The 18,798-nt window shown below is 72.0% G+C and carries 9 protein-coding genes and 2 pseudogenes; 6 read left to right on the forward strand and 5 right to left on the reverse strand.

The features are described from left to right. Positions 1-41 precede the first annotated feature (41 nt). Positions 42-1,271, forward strand: coding sequence for an MFS transporter (locus AC5L38_RS09570; protein ID WP_495242384.1), 1,230 nt, complete (start codon positions 42-44; stop codon positions 1,269-1,271). Positions 1,272-1,281: 10 nt separating this feature from the next. On the opposite strand, the gene AC5L38_RS09575 is transcribed toward AC5L38_RS09570, so the two are convergent. Then, a complete protein-coding gene (locus AC5L38_RS09575) occupies positions 1,282-2,028 on the reverse strand; it encodes an MBL fold metallo-hydrolase (protein WP_495242385.1) in 747 nt (248 codons plus the stop codon). Positions 2,029-2,457: 429 nt separating this feature from the next. Here AC5L38_RS09575 and rho point away from each other — a divergent pair. The 3 genes and pseudogenes from rho to AC5L38_RS09590 form a co-directional block, all read left to right on the forward strand. Further along, a pseudogene (rho, locus tag AC5L38_RS09580) lies at positions 2,458-3,525 on the forward strand (transcription termination factor Rho); the annotation flags it as partial. Positions 3,526-3,579: 54 nt separating this feature from the next. Then, a complete protein-coding gene (locus AC5L38_RS09585; RefSeq protein ID WP_495242386.1) occupies positions 3,580-4,410 on the forward strand; it encodes a putative RNA methyltransferase in 831 nt (276 codons plus the stop codon). 176 nt (positions 4,411-4,586) lie between these two features. Then, positions 4,587-6,353: a S9 family peptidase gene (locus AC5L38_RS09590; protein ID WP_495242387.1), complete on the forward strand. Its 1,767-nt coding sequence runs from the start codon at positions 4,587-4,589 to the stop codon at positions 6,351-6,353. 56 nt (positions 6,354-6,409) lie between these two features. Here the strand turns inward: AC5L38_RS09590 and AC5L38_RS09595 are convergent, their stop codons facing one another. Both AC5L38_RS09595 and AC5L38_RS09600 read right to left on the reverse strand, forming a co-directional pair. Then, a complete protein-coding gene (locus tag AC5L38_RS09595) occupies positions 6,410-7,948 on the reverse strand; it encodes a PP2C family protein-serine/threonine phosphatase (protein WP_495242388.1) in 1,539 nt (512 codons plus the stop codon). 116 nt (positions 7,949-8,064) lie between these two features. Then, positions 8,065-9,299: pseudogene (locus AC5L38_RS09600) on the reverse strand (RNA-guided endonuclease InsQ/TnpB family protein). A gap of 140 nt (positions 9,300-9,439) precedes the next feature. Here AC5L38_RS09600 and AC5L38_RS09605 point away from each other — a divergent pair. Both AC5L38_RS09605 and AC5L38_RS09610 read left to right on the forward strand, forming a co-directional pair. Continuing rightward, positions 9,440-13,612, forward strand: coding sequence for a HAMP domain-containing protein (locus AC5L38_RS09605; RefSeq protein ID WP_495242389.1), 4,173 nt, complete (start codon positions 9,440-9,442; stop codon positions 13,610-13,612). Positions 13,613-13,615: 3 nt separating this feature from the next. Then, on the forward strand, positions 13,616-14,248 hold the full coding sequence (locus tag AC5L38_RS09610; protein ID WP_495242390.1) for a response regulator: 633 nt from the start codon (positions 13,616-13,618) through the stop codon (positions 14,246-14,248). Positions 14,249-14,333: 85 nt separating this feature from the next. On the opposite strand, the gene AC5L38_RS09615 is transcribed toward AC5L38_RS09610, so the two are convergent. Together AC5L38_RS09615 and AC5L38_RS09620 are read right to left on the reverse strand one after the other, a co-directional pair. Continuing rightward, positions 14,334-15,533: an NYN domain-containing protein gene (locus AC5L38_RS09615; RefSeq protein WP_495242391.1), complete on the reverse strand. Its 1,200-nt coding sequence runs from the start codon at positions 15,531-15,533 to the stop codon at positions 14,334-14,336. Between the two features lie 472 nt (positions 15,534-16,005). Next, complete coding sequence (locus AC5L38_RS09620; protein ID WP_495242392.1) at positions 16,006-18,675, reverse strand: zf-HC2 domain-containing protein; 2,670 nt, start codon at positions 18,673-18,675, stop codon at positions 16,006-16,008. Between the last annotated feature and the right edge of the window lie 123 nt (positions 18,676-18,798).

The following is an 18,798-nucleotide window of genomic DNA, read 5'->3' on the forward strand; positions in this document are numbered from 1 at the left end:
CGAATGCATTCACAAAACACGTAAAAAGTAATATTTGCCCCATGAAACCACGGTCCATGGCGGTTTTCTTCTGGGCCACGGGTGTGGTTGCCTACGTCATCGCCGTCTTCCACCGGCAGTCGCTGGGCGTGGCGGGCATCGAGGCGGCGGCGAGGCTCGACGTCGGCGCGGCCGGGCTCTCGGTCCTGGCCATGTGCCAGCTGCTGGTCTACGCGGGCATGCAGGTGCCCGTCGGGATGCTGGTCGACCGGCTCGGTTCCAAGCGCATGCTGGTCCTGGGCGCGCTGGTGATGGCCTGCGGCGAGCTCGTCTTCGCCCTGGCCGGGGGCCTGCTGCCGGGGATCGCCGGGCGGGCGCTGATCGGGTGCGGGGACGCGATGACGTTCATCAGCGTGATCAGGCTGGTCGGCCTCTCCTTCCCCGCCCGCCGCAACCCGCTGATGGTCCAGCTCACCGGGCTGCTCGGCCAGCTCGGCGCGATCGCCTCCGCGGTGCCCCTCATCTACTCCCTGCACACGTACGGCTGGACGCCGACCTTCCTGGGCGCCGCCGTCCTGGGCCTGGTCTCGGCTTTCCTGCTGGTCACGGTGCTGCGCGACCCCCGCCCCGAGCGTACGGGGGAGCCGCCGAGCCTGAAGGCCGCCTGGGCCGAGCCGGGCACCCGGCTGGGCATGTGGACCCACGCGGCCACCCAGTGCTCGGCCGCGGCGTTCCTGCTGCTGTGGGGGTATCCGTTCCTGGTCCAGGGCCAGGGGCTGGCCCCCGCGACGGCGGGGGTGCTGCTGACCACGCTGACCCTGTGCGGCATGGTGTGCGGGCCGCTGCTCGGCTATCTCGCCGGACGGTTCCCCTTCCACCGCTCCCGGATGGTGCTCATCGTGATCGGCACCACCGCCGGCGCGTGGACCGCCGTGCTGCTCTGGCCGGGACGGGCACCGCTCTGGCTGCTGGTGGCGCTCGTGGTGGTGCTGGCGGCCAACGGCCCCGGGTCGATGATCGGCTTCGACTACGCCAGGACCTTCAACCCGGCCACCCGGATCGGCGCGGCCACCGGCATCGTGAACGGCGGCGGCTTCGTCGCGTCCGTGGCGGTGATCGCCCTGATCGGCGTCACCCTGGACCTCCTGGGCAACACCGGCCCGGACGCCTTCCGGTGGGCTTTCGCCACCCAGTACCCGATCTGGGCGCTGGGCGCCGTCCAGGTCGTCCGCTACCGGGGCAAGGCGCGGCGCCGGCTGCTCCCGGCCGCCGCCGCCCGGACGGGCTCGTGACGACCCCGCCTCAGCCGATCCTCGTGAAGGGCTCCGCGAAGTGGGCGGTGGCGATCGTCCCGCCCTCCGCCCTGACCCGGTCGAGCAGTTCCACGCGCGTGGCGGCGGCCAGCTCGGGATCGGCGTCGTAGAGGTAGGGCACCCGCGGGTCCTCCAGCTGCACCGGATGCAGCACCACGTCGCCGGTCAGCACCAGATCGCCGACCTGGACGACCTGGTGGCCCGGGGTGTGCCCCGGGGTGAGCAGCACCCGGACGCCGGGCAGCACCTCCGCCCCGCCGTCCACCACCTGCACCCGCTCGCCCAGCGGCCGTACGACGTGGTCGAGGACCGCCTCGTCCGCCGCGTCGATCTCGGCGCGCTGCAGGACGTGCCGGGCGCCCGCGAAGACCGGCGTCCCCGCGACCACCGCGCCGCTCGCGTGGTCGCTGTGCAGGTGCGTGATGACCACCGCGTCCACCTCCTCGGGCGCCGTCCCCACCCGGGCCAGCTCCGCGCCCAGGGCGCCGGGCACCGGTGCCCAGCTCGCCGCGGGCGAGTCATGGGGGCCGATGCCGGTGTCGACCAGCACCGTGCGTCCCGCCGCGTCGCGCAGCAGGTAGCAGTGGAAGTGCAGGATCCACTCGTCCGACTCTCCGTGGCGTCCGCCGGGGAACATCTGCGACATCGGGCGCCGGATCGCGTCGCCCATGGGCCCCACCGCGTCACACAGCGGGAACACCTCGACCCCGGCGACCGTTATGGGTTGATGTAGCATCCGCTCTCCTGTTCGGGATGGGGCGACGGTGCTACCGTGATACCGGGCGTGACGCACCGCTGGCTAGGCCGCGTGCGATGGATCCGCCCCCGTTTCTCGCTTTTCTCTCGGCACCGCTCCCGCCTCAGGCGTGCGGTCCTCTTCACCCGTTTCTCCCGTTTCTCCCGTGAGAGGTCATTCATGACCACCGAACCCGTTTTCAAGGAACCCACCATCGAGAAAACCACCGCCAAGAAGGTGCCGCGTCCCCGTGGAGGCGACGCGAGCACCCCCGGGAAAGCCCCCCGGGGGAACGGCGCGGCCACCGCCGGGCGCTCCCCCGGGCACTCCTCCAGGCGCGACACCCCCGCCGGAGGCTCCCCCGGGCACTCCTCCGGACGCGGCACCCCCGCCGGACGCTCCCCCGGGCGCGACGCCCCCGTCGAGACCGTGACCGGCCTGCTCGACGTCCGCGACCGGACCGGGCACATCAGGACCGGCGGCTACCTGCCGTCCCCCCGCGACGTCCGCGTGCCCCACTCCCAGCTCTCCGAGTACGGCCTGCGCCCCGGCGACCACGTCGTGGCCACCGCGCGCGCCCCGTACGAGCGCCTGGAGGGGGTGGAGAGCGTGAACGGCGCCGCCTCCTGGAGGCACCGGCCCGACTTCGCGGACATGACCCCGATCCACCCGCGCGACCGGCTCCGCCTGGAGACCGGGTCGCTGACCGGCAGGGTCGTCGACCTGTTCACGCCGGTCGGCAAGGGCCAGCGCGGGCTGATCGTCGCCCCGCCCAAGGCGGGCAAGACGATGGTCCTGCAGGACCTGGCCGCCGCGGTCACCGCCAACCACCCGGACTGCCACCTCATGGTCGTGCTCGTCGGCGAGCGGCCCGAGGAGGTCACCGAGATGCGCGAGTCCGTCCACGGCGAGGTCGCGGCGTCCACGTTCGACCGTCCCGACCGCGACCACATCGCCGTCGCCGAGCTCGCCGTCGAGCGCGCCAAGCGTCTCGCCGAGGCCGGGCACGACGTCGTCCTCCTGCTCGACTCCCTCACCCGGCTCGCCCGCGCGTACAACAACCTCGCCCCCGGCGGCGGGCGCACCCTCGCCGGGGGCATCGACGCCGCCGCCCTGCTCCCCCCGCGCCGCTTCTTCGGCGCCGCCCGCAACCTGCGCGACGGCGGCTCGCTCACCATCCTCGCCACCGCGCTGGTCGAGACCGGCTCGCGGATGGACGACAGCCTCTTCGAGGAGTTCAAGGGCACCGGCAACATGGAGCTGCGCCTCAGCCGCGCCCTCGCCGACAAGCGCCTCTACCCCGCCGTCGACCTCGACGCCTCAAGCACCCGCCGCGAGGAGATCCTCCTCGACCCCCAGGAGCGGCAGCTCACCTGGCGGCTGCGCCGCACGCTGGGCGGCCTGGAGCGGCAGCAGGCCCTGGAGCTCCTCACCGGCAGGCTGAGCGAGACCCCCTCCAACGCGGCCTTCCTCCAGCAGATCCAGCAGACCACCTGACTCCCCCGTTCGGCACGGCATCTCGGCCCCGGCGGGACGCGAGATGATGGGGAGATGCTGGACGATGTCGTCGAACACCTCGCCTGCCCGGTCTGCCGGGGCTCCCTGGAGCTCGGGGAGCGGGTCCTGCGGTGCGCCCTGGGGCACGGCTTCGACGTGGCCAGACAGGGATACGTCAGCCTGCTGACCGGCTCCCGGGTGCCGGGAACGGCCGACAGCGCGGCCATGGTCGCGGCCAGGGACGCGTTCCTCGCCGCCGGGCACTACGCCCCGCTGGCGGAGGCGGTCGCCGGCGCCTGCCGTACCGGCGCGAAGGTGGTCGCGGACGCCGGTGCCGGTACGGGCCACTACCTCGCGCGGGCGCTCGACGGGCTGCCGGGGGCCGCCGGGGTGGCGCTGGACGTCTCCAAGCACGCGATCAGGCGGGCCGCGCGGGCCCATCCCCGGCTGGGGGCGGTGGTGGCCGACGTGTGGAGACCGCTGCCGCTGGGGGACGGCACGATCGATGTGCTCCTCAATGTGTTCGCTCCCAGAAATGGGGCAGAGTTCGCACGAGTGCTCAAGGGGGACGGTGAGCTCGTAGTGGTCACACCGACCTCGCGGCACCTCACGCCACTGGTGGAGCGGCTGGGGCTCCTGTCGGTGGACGACTCGAAGGAGCGGCGCGTGGCGGAGAGCCTGAACGAGTACTTCGTCGAGACCGGCCGGAGCACCCTCGCGTTCGAGATGTCCCTGGGGCATGATGCGGTTGAGGCGGTTGTGGGAATGGGGCCCAGCGCCTGGCATACGGATGCGGAAGTTATGCGAAGAAGGATCGCCGAACTCCCAGAAAAGTGCCTTGTGGAGGCTTCTTTCCGTATGTCTATCTTTAAGCACCACCTCTGAGCAAGCTGTGTGCTTGACAGCCCCCTTCGGGGCGCCTGTTACTGATGTGACTTTTAGTCCGAAATTCCCCGACATTACTCAAGCAATTAGTCGGTGAAGACGACATACTGGACCGCAATCCGGCGAGCCCGCGCCTGGACGCGTGAAGCTGACGCCTTGACGGAGGGAAGCGCCATATGAAGGCGGAGGAGCGCTGGCAGGCCAGGTTCCGTGCGCCGCGCGCGACGTTGCCCGCGTGGGCGGGCCAGGCCCCCAGCCGGTCCGTCTACCGCAGCAACGCCTCGGGGGCGTGGGAGGTCTACGCCTGGGACCGCGCGGGTGGCTCCACCCGCCAGGCGACCTCGCGGCCCAAGGGCACCTCGCACGGCGCCATCGACCCCACCGGGCAGTGGATCTGGTGGTTCGACGACACCGACGGCGACGAGTGGGGCCGGTGGATGCGCCAGCCCTTCTACGGCGGCCCCGACCAGCCCGTCGACCTCGACCCCGGCTTCCCCGCCGGGCTCGGGCTCTCCGCGACGGGCGACGCGGTCATCGGCATGGCCAGGCCGGGGCGGGGCTTCACCGTCCATCTCGTACGGCCGGGCGAGCCCGCGCGGACGATCTACGAGCACACCGAGGCGGCGGCCGTCTCCGCGGTCTCCCTGGACGGCTCGCTGATCGCGATCAGCCACAGCGAGCGCGGCGACGCCCGGCACCCCGGCCTGCGGGTGCTCCGGCGCAACGGCGACGTCGTCGGCGACCTGCACGACGAGCCCGGCAAGGGGGTCGTCGGCCTGCGCTTCGCGCCGGTGTCGGGAGACCGCCGCCTGCTCACCCTGCACGAGCGCAGGGGCCGCCGCGAGCCCCTCGTCTGGGACCCCGAGACCGGTGACCAGCGGGAGATCTGGCTGCGCGACCCGGGCGAGATCACCGCCGACTGGTACGACGACGGCCGCTCGCTGCTCGTCGTGCGGGCCAACCGGGGGCGCACCTACCTGAGCCGCTACGACCTTCCCGGCGGCGGGCTCTTCCCGATCGAGACCCAGCACGGCGTGATCGACGCCGCCGCGCCCCGCCCCGACGGCTCCGTCGAGTACTCCTGGTCCAGCGGGGCCCACCCGCCGCTGATCCGGTCGACCAGCGGCCACGTGGTGATGAACCACGGCGGCCCCACCTCACCCCCGTCGGTCCCGGTCGAGGACGTGGACGTGGAGGGGCCCGGCGGCCGCATCCACGCCCTGGTGTCCCGCCCCGAGCGCGGCTCCGGCCCCTTCCCCACGGTCTTCCTGCTGCACGGCGGGCCCACCGCCCAGGACGACGACTCCTTCGTGCCGCAGGTGGCCGCCTGGGTGGATCTCGGCTTCGCGGTCGTGCGGGTCAACTACCGGGGCTCCACCGGATACGGCTCGGCCTGGCGCAACGCCCTGCACGGCGACGTCGGGCACATCGAGCTGGCCGACGTGTCCGCCGTCAGGGACACCATGGTCGACCGCGGCGTCAGCGACCCCGACCGGCTGGTGCTGTCCGGCGCCTCCTGGGGCGGCTACCTCACGCTGCTCGGCCTGGGCACCCAGCCCAAGATGTGGGCGGCGGGCATCGCCACGGTGCCGATCGCCGACCACACCGCCGCCTACGCCGAGGAGACGGAGGCGCTGCGCTCCTACCACCGCGCGCTGCTCGGCGGCTCACCCGAGGAGCAGCCCGAGCGGTACGCCAACAGCTCGCCCATCACCTACGTCGACCAGGTCGAGGCCCCGCTGCTGATCCTCGCCGGGGAGAACGACCCGCGCTGCCCGATCGCGCAGATCGAGACGTACGTGACCAGGCTCGCCGAGCGCGACCACGATCACCGGGTGTACCGCTACGACGCGGGCCACGGCTCCCTGGTCGTCTCCGAGCGGATCGCGCAGATGTCGGCCCAGCTGGACTTCGCCAGGAAGCACGTGAAGACCGACATCTAGCCCGTGTCGCGACGCGCGGGTCCCGGAAGCCCCCGGGCAGGCAGAACGGCAGGGAGTCAGCGGGCCCGCAGGACCACGATCGCCATGTCGTCGGCGCTCGGCTCGGGCGCGAAGTCCTGGACCGCGCGGCGGATCCGCTCGGCGACCGCCCGCGCCGACAGCCCCACGCACTCGGCCAGCAGCTTGGCCAGCCCCGCGTCGTCGTCGAGCAGCCGCCCGTCCCTGCGGCGCTCGGTGACCCCGTCGGTCACCGCGAGGAGCACGTCACCGGGGTCGAGGTGGACGAGCTCCGCCTTGAAGGTCGCCTCGGGGAAGACACCCAGCAGCGACTGGGAGGTCACCACGGTCTCCACGACGCCGCTGGGCTTCAGCCGCAGCGCCTCCGGGTGCCCCGCGGAGACCATCGCCACGTCCAGGCCGCTCGGCACGGGCTTGATCTCCCCGTGCAGCAGCGTCAGGAAGCGGGCGCGCTCGCCCTCGTCGAGGATGGCCTGGTTGAGGCGGTCGAGGACGGCCGCCACCCCGTACCCCTCCCGGGCGAGCAGGCGCAGGGTGTGGCGGGCCAGGCCGGTGACCGCGGCGGCCTCGGGGCCGGTCCCGCAGACGTCGCCCACCGCGAACCGCCAGGAGCCGTCGCCGGCCGCGAAGAGGTCGTAGAAGTCGCCGCCGACCTCGTTGGTCTCCCCCGCGGGCTCGTAGACCACCGCGGGGTCCAGGCCGGGGATCTCGCCCGGCTCGTCGGGAGGGAGCAGGCTGCGCTGCAGGGCCCGGTTGGCCGCCGCCTGGGTGGCGAACAGCAGGGCGTTGTCCAGGGCGAGCGCGGCGCGGCGGCCGATGTCCTCGGCGTACTGCAGGACGTCCTCGGTGAACCGGTCGGCCCGCCCCAGGCACATCGCGCCCAGCGAGCGCCCGCGCGCGAGGAGCGGGATGATCAGCACCTGCGAGTCGCCGAGCTGCACGGACCCGCCGTTCTGCGGGATCTGGACCTCGGCGAGCTCCTCCCTGAGCTCGTCGATGCGCCGCTCGTCGGTGTGCCAGAGGTAGGCTGGGCGTTGCGGGCCGCCGCCGTTGCTCCATGTGTAGACGGCGCACCAGGTGGCCAGCCGCGGCACCACGATCTGCGAGATGATCGCGGGCACCATGTCGGGATCGAGGGTGCCCGCCAGCAGATCGCTGGCGTCGGCGAGAAAACCCATCCAGATAGGCCCTCGGCTGGGTTCCTCGGCGGTCCACTCCGAGGACGGCCGCCCGGAGGAGCCGGGCAGCCGGATCCTGGCCCAGTGCGTGCGCTGCTGACCGGCGAAGGTGACACCCCATTCCTCCACCGGTACGGACGGGACGCCGGGGCCCCCGTCGGGGGCCTGCTTGCGGCGCACCTCGATCTGCAGCCCGTCGCCCAGATGGCTCCAGACGATCTCGAAGGGGACGTCGGTCACCTGCGACGACAGGTCGGCCGCCAGCCGCTCGGCGACCGCCAGGACGGACGCGGCGGCCCAGGCGGTCATCACCTCGATGGTGAACCGCCTGGCGGCAGGAACGGCCGTGTGTCCTGGGGCGAAGGTCGCCGCCAGGACGGCGCGTGGAGCACTGGTCACTGTTCCGTGACTACCACACTTCCCGTTGACATGGGGTGAATCGAAGGTGGGACTACACATTGCGCACCGTGACAGACTGGGGTGACTCACGGCTGCGCCCCCGGGAGTCAAGGAGGTCATTTGGCATCCTCCTCTCCCCGAAGGGAGGGGATTCTCACGGTCGCCCGTGGGGGTTCCTGCTTCACCGCCGACCGCCCGCCAGAGAGGACTCTCCTTGAGGTCTTACGTCAGCTCCACAGGCGTTTCACCTCTCCGCCAGCCCGGCGGCGAGGATGTTCTTGGCGGCGTTGACGTCCCGGTCGTGGGAGGCGCCGCACGCGCATACCCACTCGCGGACCCCCAACGGCATGGACCGCTGGATCGTGCCGCACGCGGAGCACAGCTTCGACGACGGGAAGAACCGGTCTGCGACCAAAAGTTCGCGCCCGTACCACTGCGTCTTGTACTCCAGCATGGACCGCATCTGGCGCCAGGAGGCATCGGAGACGGCGCGGGCCAGGCTGTGGTTCTTCACCAGGTTACGCACGGCGAGGTCTTCGATCACGACCGTTTGGTTCTCACGGACGAGACGCGTGGTGACCTTGTGCAGATGATCACGCCTGCGGTCGGCGATACGGGCGTGGACGCGGGCGAGCGCGAGTTTCGCCTTCTGCCGGTTCGCCGAGCCCTTCTCCTTACGGGAGAGGGTGCGCTGAGCCTTGGCGAGCTTGCGGCGGTCGGCCCGCTCATGCTTGGGGTTGACGATCTTCTCTCCTGTGGAGAGCGTCGCCAACGCCGTAATGCCCGCGTCCACCCCGACCACGTTCTGAGTCGAGGGGAGCGGGGCGATGGTGTCCTCGCACAGGATCGAGACGAACCAGCGTCCTGCCGCGTCCTTGGTCACGGTCATCATGGACGGCTGCGCGCCCTCGGGAAGGGGACGCGACCACACGATGTCCAACGGCGCGTCCATCTTCGCCAAGGTGATCCGACCGTCCCGGTAGGTGAACGCCGAACGGGTGTACTCGGCCGACAGGCGCGACTTCTTGCGGGACTTGAACGCCGGATACTTGGCCCGCTTGGCGAAGAAGTTCGCGAACCCCGCCTGAAGGTGACGCAATGCCTGCTGGAGCGGGACCGAGGAGACCTCGTTCAAGAACGCGAGGTCCTCGGTTTTCTTCCACTGTGTCAGCGCGGCCGACGACTCCACGTAGGAGACCTTTCGGCCTTCCAGCGTGTAGGCGCGGGTGCGTTCTTCGAGGGCTTTGTTGTAGACGAGGCGGGCGCAGCCGAACGTGCGAGACAGCTCCGCTGCCTGCTCGTCCGTCGGGTGGAAGCGGAATTTGAACGCCCGCTTCACGATGTGCGCCACGCTTCACATGCTAATACAAGATCAGTTAAGTTTCGGATGGAATGGGTTATGCGGGTCCAGGCACGCTTAGGCGCTAGAGGGCCTTCTCGCTCCCGTTTCCTCCCCGGTCCGAAGGCCGGAGTATCCACAGGAGTCATTCGATGACCACGGTCGACACCGTGTCCGGCGTCGAGGAGCGACGTTACAGCGAATCCGATCTGCGACCGATTTTGCAGACGCTGATCACCTGGCGCGACGGTGACTTCCGCCGCCGGGTGCCGCACGCCCCGCCGGGAATCCTCAGCGAGATCCGCCTGCTGCTCAACGAGGTGGCCGACCGCCGCGAGCACCTCGCCAACGAGCTGCACCGGGTGCGCCGCGAGGTGGTGAAGGAGGGCCGCTTCGGCGAGCGCCTCACCCCCGGTCCCGGAGTGGGCTCGTGGGCCGAGAGCGTCGATTCGGTCAACACGCTGATCGACGCGCTGGTGGGCCCGGTCAGCGGGGCCGCGGACGTGATCGACGCGGTCGCGAAGGGCGATCTGTCCCGCCGGATCGACCTCGACCGCGGTGCCAGGGGCGAGGTGCGCCGCCTCGGCAAGGCGATCAACGGCATGGTCGACCAGCTGTCGCTGTTCACCTCCGAGGTGACGCGGGTGGCCAGGGAGGTCGGCACCGAGGGCCGCCTGGGCGGCCGGGCGAACGTGCGCGGCATGTCGGGAAGCTGGCGCGACCTCACCGAGGCCGTCAACACCATGTCCAGCCGCGTCTCCGCGCAGGTCCGCGACATCGCCGCGGTGACCACCGGGGTCGCGCGGGGCGACCTGAGCCGCAAGGTCACCGTCGACGCGGTCGGCGAGATGTTCGAGCTGAAGAACACCGTCAACACCATGGTCGACCAGCTGCTGGCGTTCGCCGAGGAGGTCACCCGCGTCGCCCGCGAGGTCGGCACCGAGGGCCAGCTCGGCGGCCAGGCGCAGGTGCGCGGCGTCTCCGGGGTCTGGAAGGACCTCACCGACAACGTCAACGTGATGGCGGGCAACCTGACCACCCAGGTCCGCGCCATCGCGGCCGTCTCCACGGCGGTGGCGCAGGGCGACCTGTCCAAGAAGATCACCGCGGACGCTCAGGGCGAGATCCTCCAGCTCAAGGACACCCTGAACACCATGGTCGACCAGCTGTCGATGTTCGCCGACGAGGTCACCCGCGTCGCCCGCGAGGTCGGCACCGAGGGCCAGCTCGGCGGCCAGGCCCGCGTACGCGGCGTCTCCGGGGTCTGGAAGGACCTCACCGACAACGTCAACTCCATGGCCAACAACCTGACCTACCAGGTCCGCAACATCGCCGAGGTCACCACCGCCGTCGCCAACGGGGACCTGACCCGCAAGATCGACGTGAACGCCCAGGGCGAGATCCTCGCCCTGAAGACCACGATCAACACCATGGTCGACCAGCTGTCCTCCTTCGCCTCCGAGGTGAGCCGGGTCGCCCGCGAGGTCGGCTCCGAGGGCCAGCTCGGCGGCCAGGCGCAGGTGCCCGGTGTCTCCGGCACCTGGAAGGACCTCACCGACAACGTCAACGTGATGGCGAACAACCTGACCACCCAGGTCCGCCAGATCGCCGCGGTGTCCACCGCCGTCGCCCAGGGCAACCTGTCCAAGAAGATCACCGCGGACGCTCAGGGCGAGATCCTCCAGCTCAAGGACACCCTGAACACCATGGTCGACCAGCTGTCGATGTTCGCCGACGAGGTCACCCGCGTCGCCCGCGAGGTCGGCACCGAGGGCCAGCTCGGCGGCCAGGCCCGCGTACGCGGCGTCTCCGGGGTCTGGAAGGACCTCACCGACAACGTCAACTCCATGGCCAACAACCTGACCTACCAGGTCCGCAACATCGCCGAGGTCACCACCGCCGTCGCCTCCGGCAACCTGACCCGCAAGATCGACGTGAACGCCCAGGGCGAGATCCTCGCCCTCAAGACCACGATCAACACCATGGTCGACCAGCTGTCCTCCTTCGGCGCGGAGGTCACCCGGGTGGCCCGCGAGGTCGGCTCCGAGGGCAAGCTGGGCGGCCAGGCCCGCGTCGAGGGCGCCGAGGGCATCTGGAAGCGCCTCACCGACAACGTCAACGAGCTCGCCGCCCGCCTCACCACCCAGGTCCGCGCCATCGCCGAGGTCACCACCGCCGTGGCCACCGGCGACCTGACCCGCTCCATCACCGTCGACGCCGAGGGCGAGATCGGCGAGCTGAAGGACAACATCAACATGATGGTGGCGGTGCTGCGCGACACCACCACCGCCAACCAGGAGCAGGACTGGCTGAAGTCCAACCTGGCGAGGATCTCCCGCCTCATGCAGGGCCACCGCGACCTGATGGAGGTCGCCAAGCTCATCATGAGCGAGCTGACGCCGCTGGTGTCGGCCCACTACGGCGCCTTCTACCTCGCCGAACCCACCGGCGACCGCGACCTGCACCTCATCGCCGGGTACGGCGCCCGCCCCGGCAACGGCCCCAGGCAGCGGTTCGCGACCGGCGAGGGCATCGTGGGCCAGGCCGCGATGGAGGGCCGGGGGATCCTCCTCGGCAACGTGCCCGCCCGCTACCTGACCGTCGACACCGGGCTGAGCACCTCCACGCCCGCGCAGATCGTCGTGCTGCCGGTCCTGTTCGAGACGCAGGTGCTCGGCGTGCTGGAGCTGGCCTCGTTCAGCGAGTTCAGCGAGATCCACCACGACTTCCTGAACCAGCTCGTCGAGACCATCGGCGTCACGATGAACACGATCATCGCCAACTCCAGGACCGAGGACCTGCTGACCGAGTCGCAGCGCCTCACCACCGAGCTGCGGGAGCGCTCCGACGAGCTCCAGCGCCAGCAGGAGGAGCTGCGCCGCTCCAACGCCGAGCTGGAGGACAAGGCCGCGCTGCTGGCCAAGCAGAACCGGGCCATCGAGATCCAGAACTTCCAGATCGAGCAGGCCCGCCGCACGCTGGAGGAGCGCGCCGAGCAGCTCGCGGTCTCCTCCCGCTACAAGTCCGAGTTCCTCGCCAACATGTCCCACGAGCTGCGCACCCCGCTCAACAGCCTCCTCGTGCTGGCCAAGCTGCTCACCGAGAACGCCGAGGGCAACCTCACCCCCCAGCAGGTGGAGTTCGCCAGGACCATCCACGGCGCCGGCTCGGCCCTGCTGCAGCTGATCAACGACATCCTCGACCTGTCGAAGGTCGAGGCGGGCCGGATGGACATCCACCCCCAGCAGATCTCGCTGCCCAAGCTCGTCGACTACTTCGAGGCCACCTTCGCGCCGCTGGCCCAGGACAAGGGCCTGTCGTTCACCGTCGAGGTCGATCCCTCGATCCCGCAGGAGCTCCGCACCGACGAGCAGCGCCTGCAGCAGGTGCTGCGCAACCTGCTCTCCAACGCGATCAAGTTCACCCCCAAGGGGGAGGTGCGGCTGCGGGTGATCCACGCCAGGCGCGCCGTCTCCTTCGTGGACGACACCCTGCGCGGCGCCGACGGCATCCTCGCCTTCGAGGTGGTCGACACCGGCATCGGGATCGCCTCCGACAAGCTGGAGGTCATCTTCGAGGCGTTCCGCCAGGCCGACGGGACCACCAGCCGCAAGTACGGCGGGACGGGCCTGGGCCTGTCCATCTGCCGCGAGATCGCCCGCCTGCTCGGCGGCGAGATCCACGTGGTCAGCGAGGTCGGCGAGGGCAGCACCTTCACCCTCTACCTTCCCCCGTCGTACGGCGGCCCGCTGGCCTCGCGCGACGGCGGGGCCAGCGCCCCCAGCTCCCCCCGCAACCCGGCGCTCGTCGGCGTGCTGGAGGAGCCGGACGACCTGCCGGAGCTGACGTTCAACGACGACATGCCCCTGCCGCAGTTCCCGCAGGGCGAGGGCAAGCCGTGGAAGGGCGACGACCCGCTGACCGGGGCGAAGATCCTGATCGTGGACGACGACATCCGCAACGTCTTCGCGCTGACCAGCGTGCTCGAACGTTACGGCTCCACGGTGATCTACGCGGAGAACGGCCGCGAGGGCATCGAGCAGCTCGAACGCAACGAGGACGTCGCCCTCGTCCTGATGGACATCATGATGCCGGAGATGGACGGCTGGGCCACCACCTCCGCGATCCGCCGGATGCCCCAGTTCGCGGACCTGCCGATCATCGCGCTAACCGCTAAGGTCATGCGAGGCGACCGGGAGAAAAGCATCGCATCCGGCGCCTCCGACTACGTGCCCAAGCCCGTGGACGTCGACCGCCTCCTGGAGAGGTTGCGCGGCTGGCTGACGCGGGGCAAGCCGGCCGGCGACTCCAACGAAGGCGTGTGATCGATGCCGGACAGAGCCAAGATCCTCCTGGTCGACGACCGGGAGGAGAACCTGATCGCGCTCGAGGCCATTCTCAGCTCGCTCGATCTGATACCCGTCCGGGCGAAGTCGGGGGAGGAGGCGCTGAAGGCGCTGCTCGGCACGGAGTTCGCGCTGATCCTGCTCGACGTCCGGATGCCGGGCATGGACGGGTTCGAGACGGCGGCCCACATCAAGCGCCGCGAACGCACCCGCAACATCCCGATCATCTTCCTGACCGTGGTCGACAGCGCGCCCGACTACGCCTTCCGCAGCTACGCCGCGGGTGCCGTCGACTACCTCACCAAGCCCTTCGACCCGTGGGTGCTCCGGGCCAAGGTCGCGGTGTTCGTGGAGCTCTACAACATGAACCGCAGGCTGGCCGAGCAGGCCACCATGCTCCGCGAGCGCCTCGGCGCGGAGCTGCCGCCCGGTGAGGCCTCCGACCAGGCCGCCGTGCTGCCCGAGCTGTCCAGGCGCCTGACCGCCGTCGAGGAGGAGCTGGGCCGGGTCTCCGACCTGACCCGCAAGAGCGGCGACCTCAGCCTCGCGGGGCCGATCGCCGACCTGTCCAACCGCCTCAGCCACCTGCGCGCGGGCTTCGACGCCCTCACCTGACGGGCCCCGCGGCCGGGCTCCCGGACGCTCTCGTCTGACGGGGCCACGGCCCCCGCCACGGGTGCCGTACGGGCTCCCGGACGCTTCAGCGGCGGGCGCGCTCCAGGGCGTCCCAGAAGCCGCGGCGCAGGGCGTGACGGACCTCGTCGTGCAGGAGGAAGTCGATCGGCAGGGAGGAGCCCTGGAGCAGGCGCGCCTCCAGGTCCGAGGGCATCCTGGGCTTGCGGGCGAGGACCGCCTCCAGCCACAGGGCGGGCGCGTCCTTGGCCACGGACTCGCCGAAGTCGTGGCCCTCCTTGTGGGCGGCCTGCACCGCGTCGGAGAGGGTCGTCGCGGGGCCGGTGCTCTGCGGGGGGACCGGTGCCGCCTGGGGGCCGGTGTAGGCGCCCGCCTGCGGGGGCTGGTAGGTCGGCATGCTGCCGGTGTTGGCGCCCAGCGAGTATTGCGGCGCGGTCGGCAGCGGGCCGGTCTGGGTGGTGCCGGTGGCCGCGTGCGAGGGCGTGGAGGCGGGCGGGGGCGGCGGGGGTGGCGGCGCGGCGGGAGCGACCGGGGTGATCGGCGACTCCTGGGTGTAGCTCGGGTAGGTCGAGAGCGGCGCGGGCTGGGCGTGCGCCGCGCGGGAGGTCTGGATCGCGGGGATGGGGCTGGTGGCCGGGGCGCCGTTGCTCCCGCCGGAGCCGCGGGAGGTGACGGGCTGGCCGTTGCCGGAGCCGTGCTGGTGGCCGTTGGTCACCAGGGCGGGCACGTCGCCGCTGAGCATGCTGACGTGCGGGCGCAGGTGACCGGCGCCGATCTCGATCAGGTCGTCGCACTCCTGGCGCAGCGTGCGGGAGACGGCCCAGCTGCCGTCGGCGCTGATGTGGACGACGGTGACCCGGATGCCGAGGTCCTGGGCGTCGCAGACGACCTGCGCCAGGTCCTCGTCACCGCTGACCACGACCGCGTCGCAGACCGCGCCGTTGCGGGCCAGCGTCATCAGGTCGCGGTGGACCTGGGCGTCGACGCCCTCGCGGCGGCCGGGGCGGATGCGCGACAGGCGGAGCTTGAGGCCGGGAATGTCGGCCAGCGTGTCGTGCTCGGGGGTGCGGCGGCCCTCCACGGTCGCCTCGTACCAGTAGCAGCGCAACAGCGGCAGGCCGGTGCGCTCTCTCGACAGCTTGTTCAGCAGCTGGAGCAGCCCGGGGTAGTCCCAGGAGACGGACTCGCGGTGGCGGGTACCGTGCACCGCCATCGCGCCGTCGGCCAGCAGGTAGCCGGCGTCCACGAACAGCGCGCAACGATCCACACGACACCGCCCTTCCTACGTAGCCCGATCCTTCGGTTCAGACAAGCCTGAAAGAACCCCTAAGAGACCGGACAGACGGCCCTTCCTCAGGGTAATCAAGCAGCTGACCATCCGAGGGTGAATCCCGACGATTCCACCCGCGCTCGACCATACGCTGGATCGTTCACGCAGACCGTACCAGTTTGTCCCGTTCGTGGATCCCCTCGGCGAGCTGCCAATCGCCCGGGTTTCCCACCGCCCCGCCACACGCGTCCCCGTGCCCCGCACGACGCCTCCACCGCACAACTGCCCCGGGCGAACGGTGCGCCCCTCCACCACCGGGGACGCCCTCGGAGGGCACGGCCGGACGCCCCTTCGCCTGCGCGACACCTCCTCCGCGCCCCCTCCACGACACTTCCTCGACACCGCCGCCACCGTGGAGACCGCGCGGGCCGCGCACGCCGTCCGGGAGCCGCGCGGGCCGCGCACGCCGTCACGGGGCGGTCGGCACGCTCACCGCCGCCGCGCCGAACAGCAGGACGTCCTGGCGCGTGCTGAGCTCCAGCACCGGGTCGCGGCCGAGGGGCGCCCGGAAGCGGTCCACGTCCGTGCCGAAGGTCGTGCCGGTGCCCCGCGCCCCGGCGGCGGACCCGTCGAAGGGATTGCGCGGGTCCCGCTCCCCGCCCGCGGGCCGCAGGGGCCGGCCGCCGAGCCTCACCCGGTCGCCGATGACGCCCGCGTCACCCTCCCAGGTCACCAGGGCCAGCCTCGCGGGAACGCCGGAGGCGGTGAGCCCTCCGAGCGGTATCCGCGCCGAGCGGCGCGCCCCGTCCAGCACCGTCGCGGTGTCGACGACGACGGCCTGGCTGTACGGCCGGCGCGGGTCGGCCACGATGACCACCAGGCTCCAGCCGGCGTGGCGCGCCACACCGGACCGCACCGAGGCGTCGGCCACCCAGTACGTTCCCCGGACCGTGCCCACCAGGCGCGTCACGTCGGCGAACGCCTGGTAGCCGCGCCCGGCGGGCAGCTCACGCTCCACCACCTGCGAGGCCCTGACCTGCCGGTACCGGTCCTCGCCCGGCACCTTGAGCTTGATCCGCCCGCTGGGGGGCGCGCTCGCCGACCAGTAGAGGCCCGCCCAGACCACCTTGCTCGCCGCGGGCAGGGCGATCCTGGCCGCGCTCGAACTGCTCGTCGAGGGGTCCTCGTCGCGGTCGAGGGGACGCATCTCCCAGCTGTTGTTGTCGCGCCTGCCGCCCCGCCGCGAGTGGGCGGCCTCGCACGCGGGCTCCCAGGGCGCGCAGTTCATCAGGGTGTTGCCGATCGCGGAGACGGCCACCCTGCCGTCGGTGGCGAACCGGGCCGGGGCGCCCGTCACCCGTACCCCGCCGCGCGACCTGGCCGCCACCCGCGTCCCCGCGGTGGAGACCGTGACCGAGGGCCCCGCCCCGTAGGGCGCGTCGCCCGACACCAGGACCCTCAGGAAGACCGCCGTGGCCCGGCCGGCCGGCAGCGGGCCGCGGACGCACCGGGCACCCCGGCTCCTGGCCCGGCAGGACCAGCCGTCGACCGTGCCGACCGGCGTGACGACGCCGACGGCGTTCCCCCTGCGGGACCCGGACGGCAGCGTCACGCCCCGCGGCAGGCCGACCTCGGCGACGACGTCCTCGCTCTGCCCCTGGCCCGCGTTGCGCAGGCGCACCGCGACGATCCCGGCCTCGGACCTGACCAGCGCGCCGAGCGCGTCGATCCTGGCCACCAGCCGGGGGGCGGGCCCAGAGCCCGTCCGGCCGTCCTGGAGCGCCCCGGCCGTTTCCGGCGCGGCCCCCGCCGGGGCGCCGCTCCCGCCTCCCGTCCCGCCCTCGCCGGGCTCGCCGGGCTCGTCGGCGGGTGCCGCACCGGGCGCCGTTCCGGCGGGGCCCGTCTCTCCGGGGCCGGGGGTCCTCCCGGTCTCGGCGGGCTCGCGGCCGGGTGCCGTCGTCCGCCCCGAGGGTGACGATACGGGCGAGGCGGAGGTGCCGGGCCCGCCCGAGGACCGTCTCGGGGCGGGGGAGCCGGGCACGGGGGCCACGACGATCGGCTCGGAGGCCGTGCTCGTCCCCGGGACGGGCCCGTCGGCCGACACCAGCACCAGGGCCGCGGCCACCGCGACCGCGGTGGCCGTCGCGCCGGTCGCGACGGCGCGCCGCACGGATCGGGGAGCCCTGTGCCAGCGGCCGGACAGCCCGCCGCCCGGCGTGAGGCCCATCCTGGCGAGTGCCGTCAGGTAGGCGGGGAACGCGGGCCCGGCGACGAGCGGGCCGATCACGGAGCGGACGCCCCGGCCGATGCCGGTCAGCTCCGCGAGCACCGCGCGGCAGCCGGAACAGCCGTCCAGGTGCCCGTCGATGACCCTGCCCTGCTCCCTGGGCAGGCCGCCGCGCGTGTAGGGGCCCAGCCTGGTCAGCACGGGCCGGCACTCGGGGGCGGACGTCTCGGCCAGGTGGATGCGCAGGCACGCCTGGCGCGTCCCCTCCCTGGCCCGGTGGGCGAGCGCCGCCGCGCCGTTGACCGTCAGGCCCAGCAGGAGCCCGACCTCCTCGGCCCTGAGCCCCTCGACCTCGGCGTGCCACAGGACGAACTGCCAGCGCTCGGGCAGGGAGAGGAACGCCCTGGCCACCGGCGAGCGGTCCAGGCCCTCCAGCGACGGGTCGACGAGAAACGCGCGTGAACCGGGAGGAGACTCCCCGTCCACCCTCTCGTCGACCTCCCCCACCGCCCGCTCGCCGGTCCCCCCGTCCTCCCCGCTCTCTCCGTCTTCTCCGCTCTCCCCACCCGTTCCCTCCGCCGTCTCCGCCGTCTCCTCCGCCTTCTCCCCGGTCGCCGGTACGGCGGCCGCCGGGCCGCTCCCCGTACCGGAACGGGGGTCGGCGGTGCGGCGCAGGACGGTGAGCAGGTAGGGGCGGAACGCCTGTTCCGGGCCGTGTCCCTGGGCGATCACGTGGTGGGCCCTGGCGAACGTCCTCTCCACGACGCCCTCGGCCTCGGTCTCGCCCGGCAGGAGCAGGCGGGCCAGGGCACGCGCCGCGGGGGCGTGTCGCTGATGGAGCACCCGGTAGGCGGCCACGTCGCCGTTCCTGGTGGCGGCCAGCAGTTCAGCGTCGCCTTGAGATGTTTTCACACTCATTGTGACCTCGTCATTACCCGGAGTTGCCTGCCGGATAATCCCGCAGTACGCGCCGCGAGTAAACCCGGATCGCACTTTTGCCACCTCCGGCCCGAAAACCGCGTTAGGGCGATCCCG

The organism is Streptosporangium nanhuense, assembly GCF_059358815.1.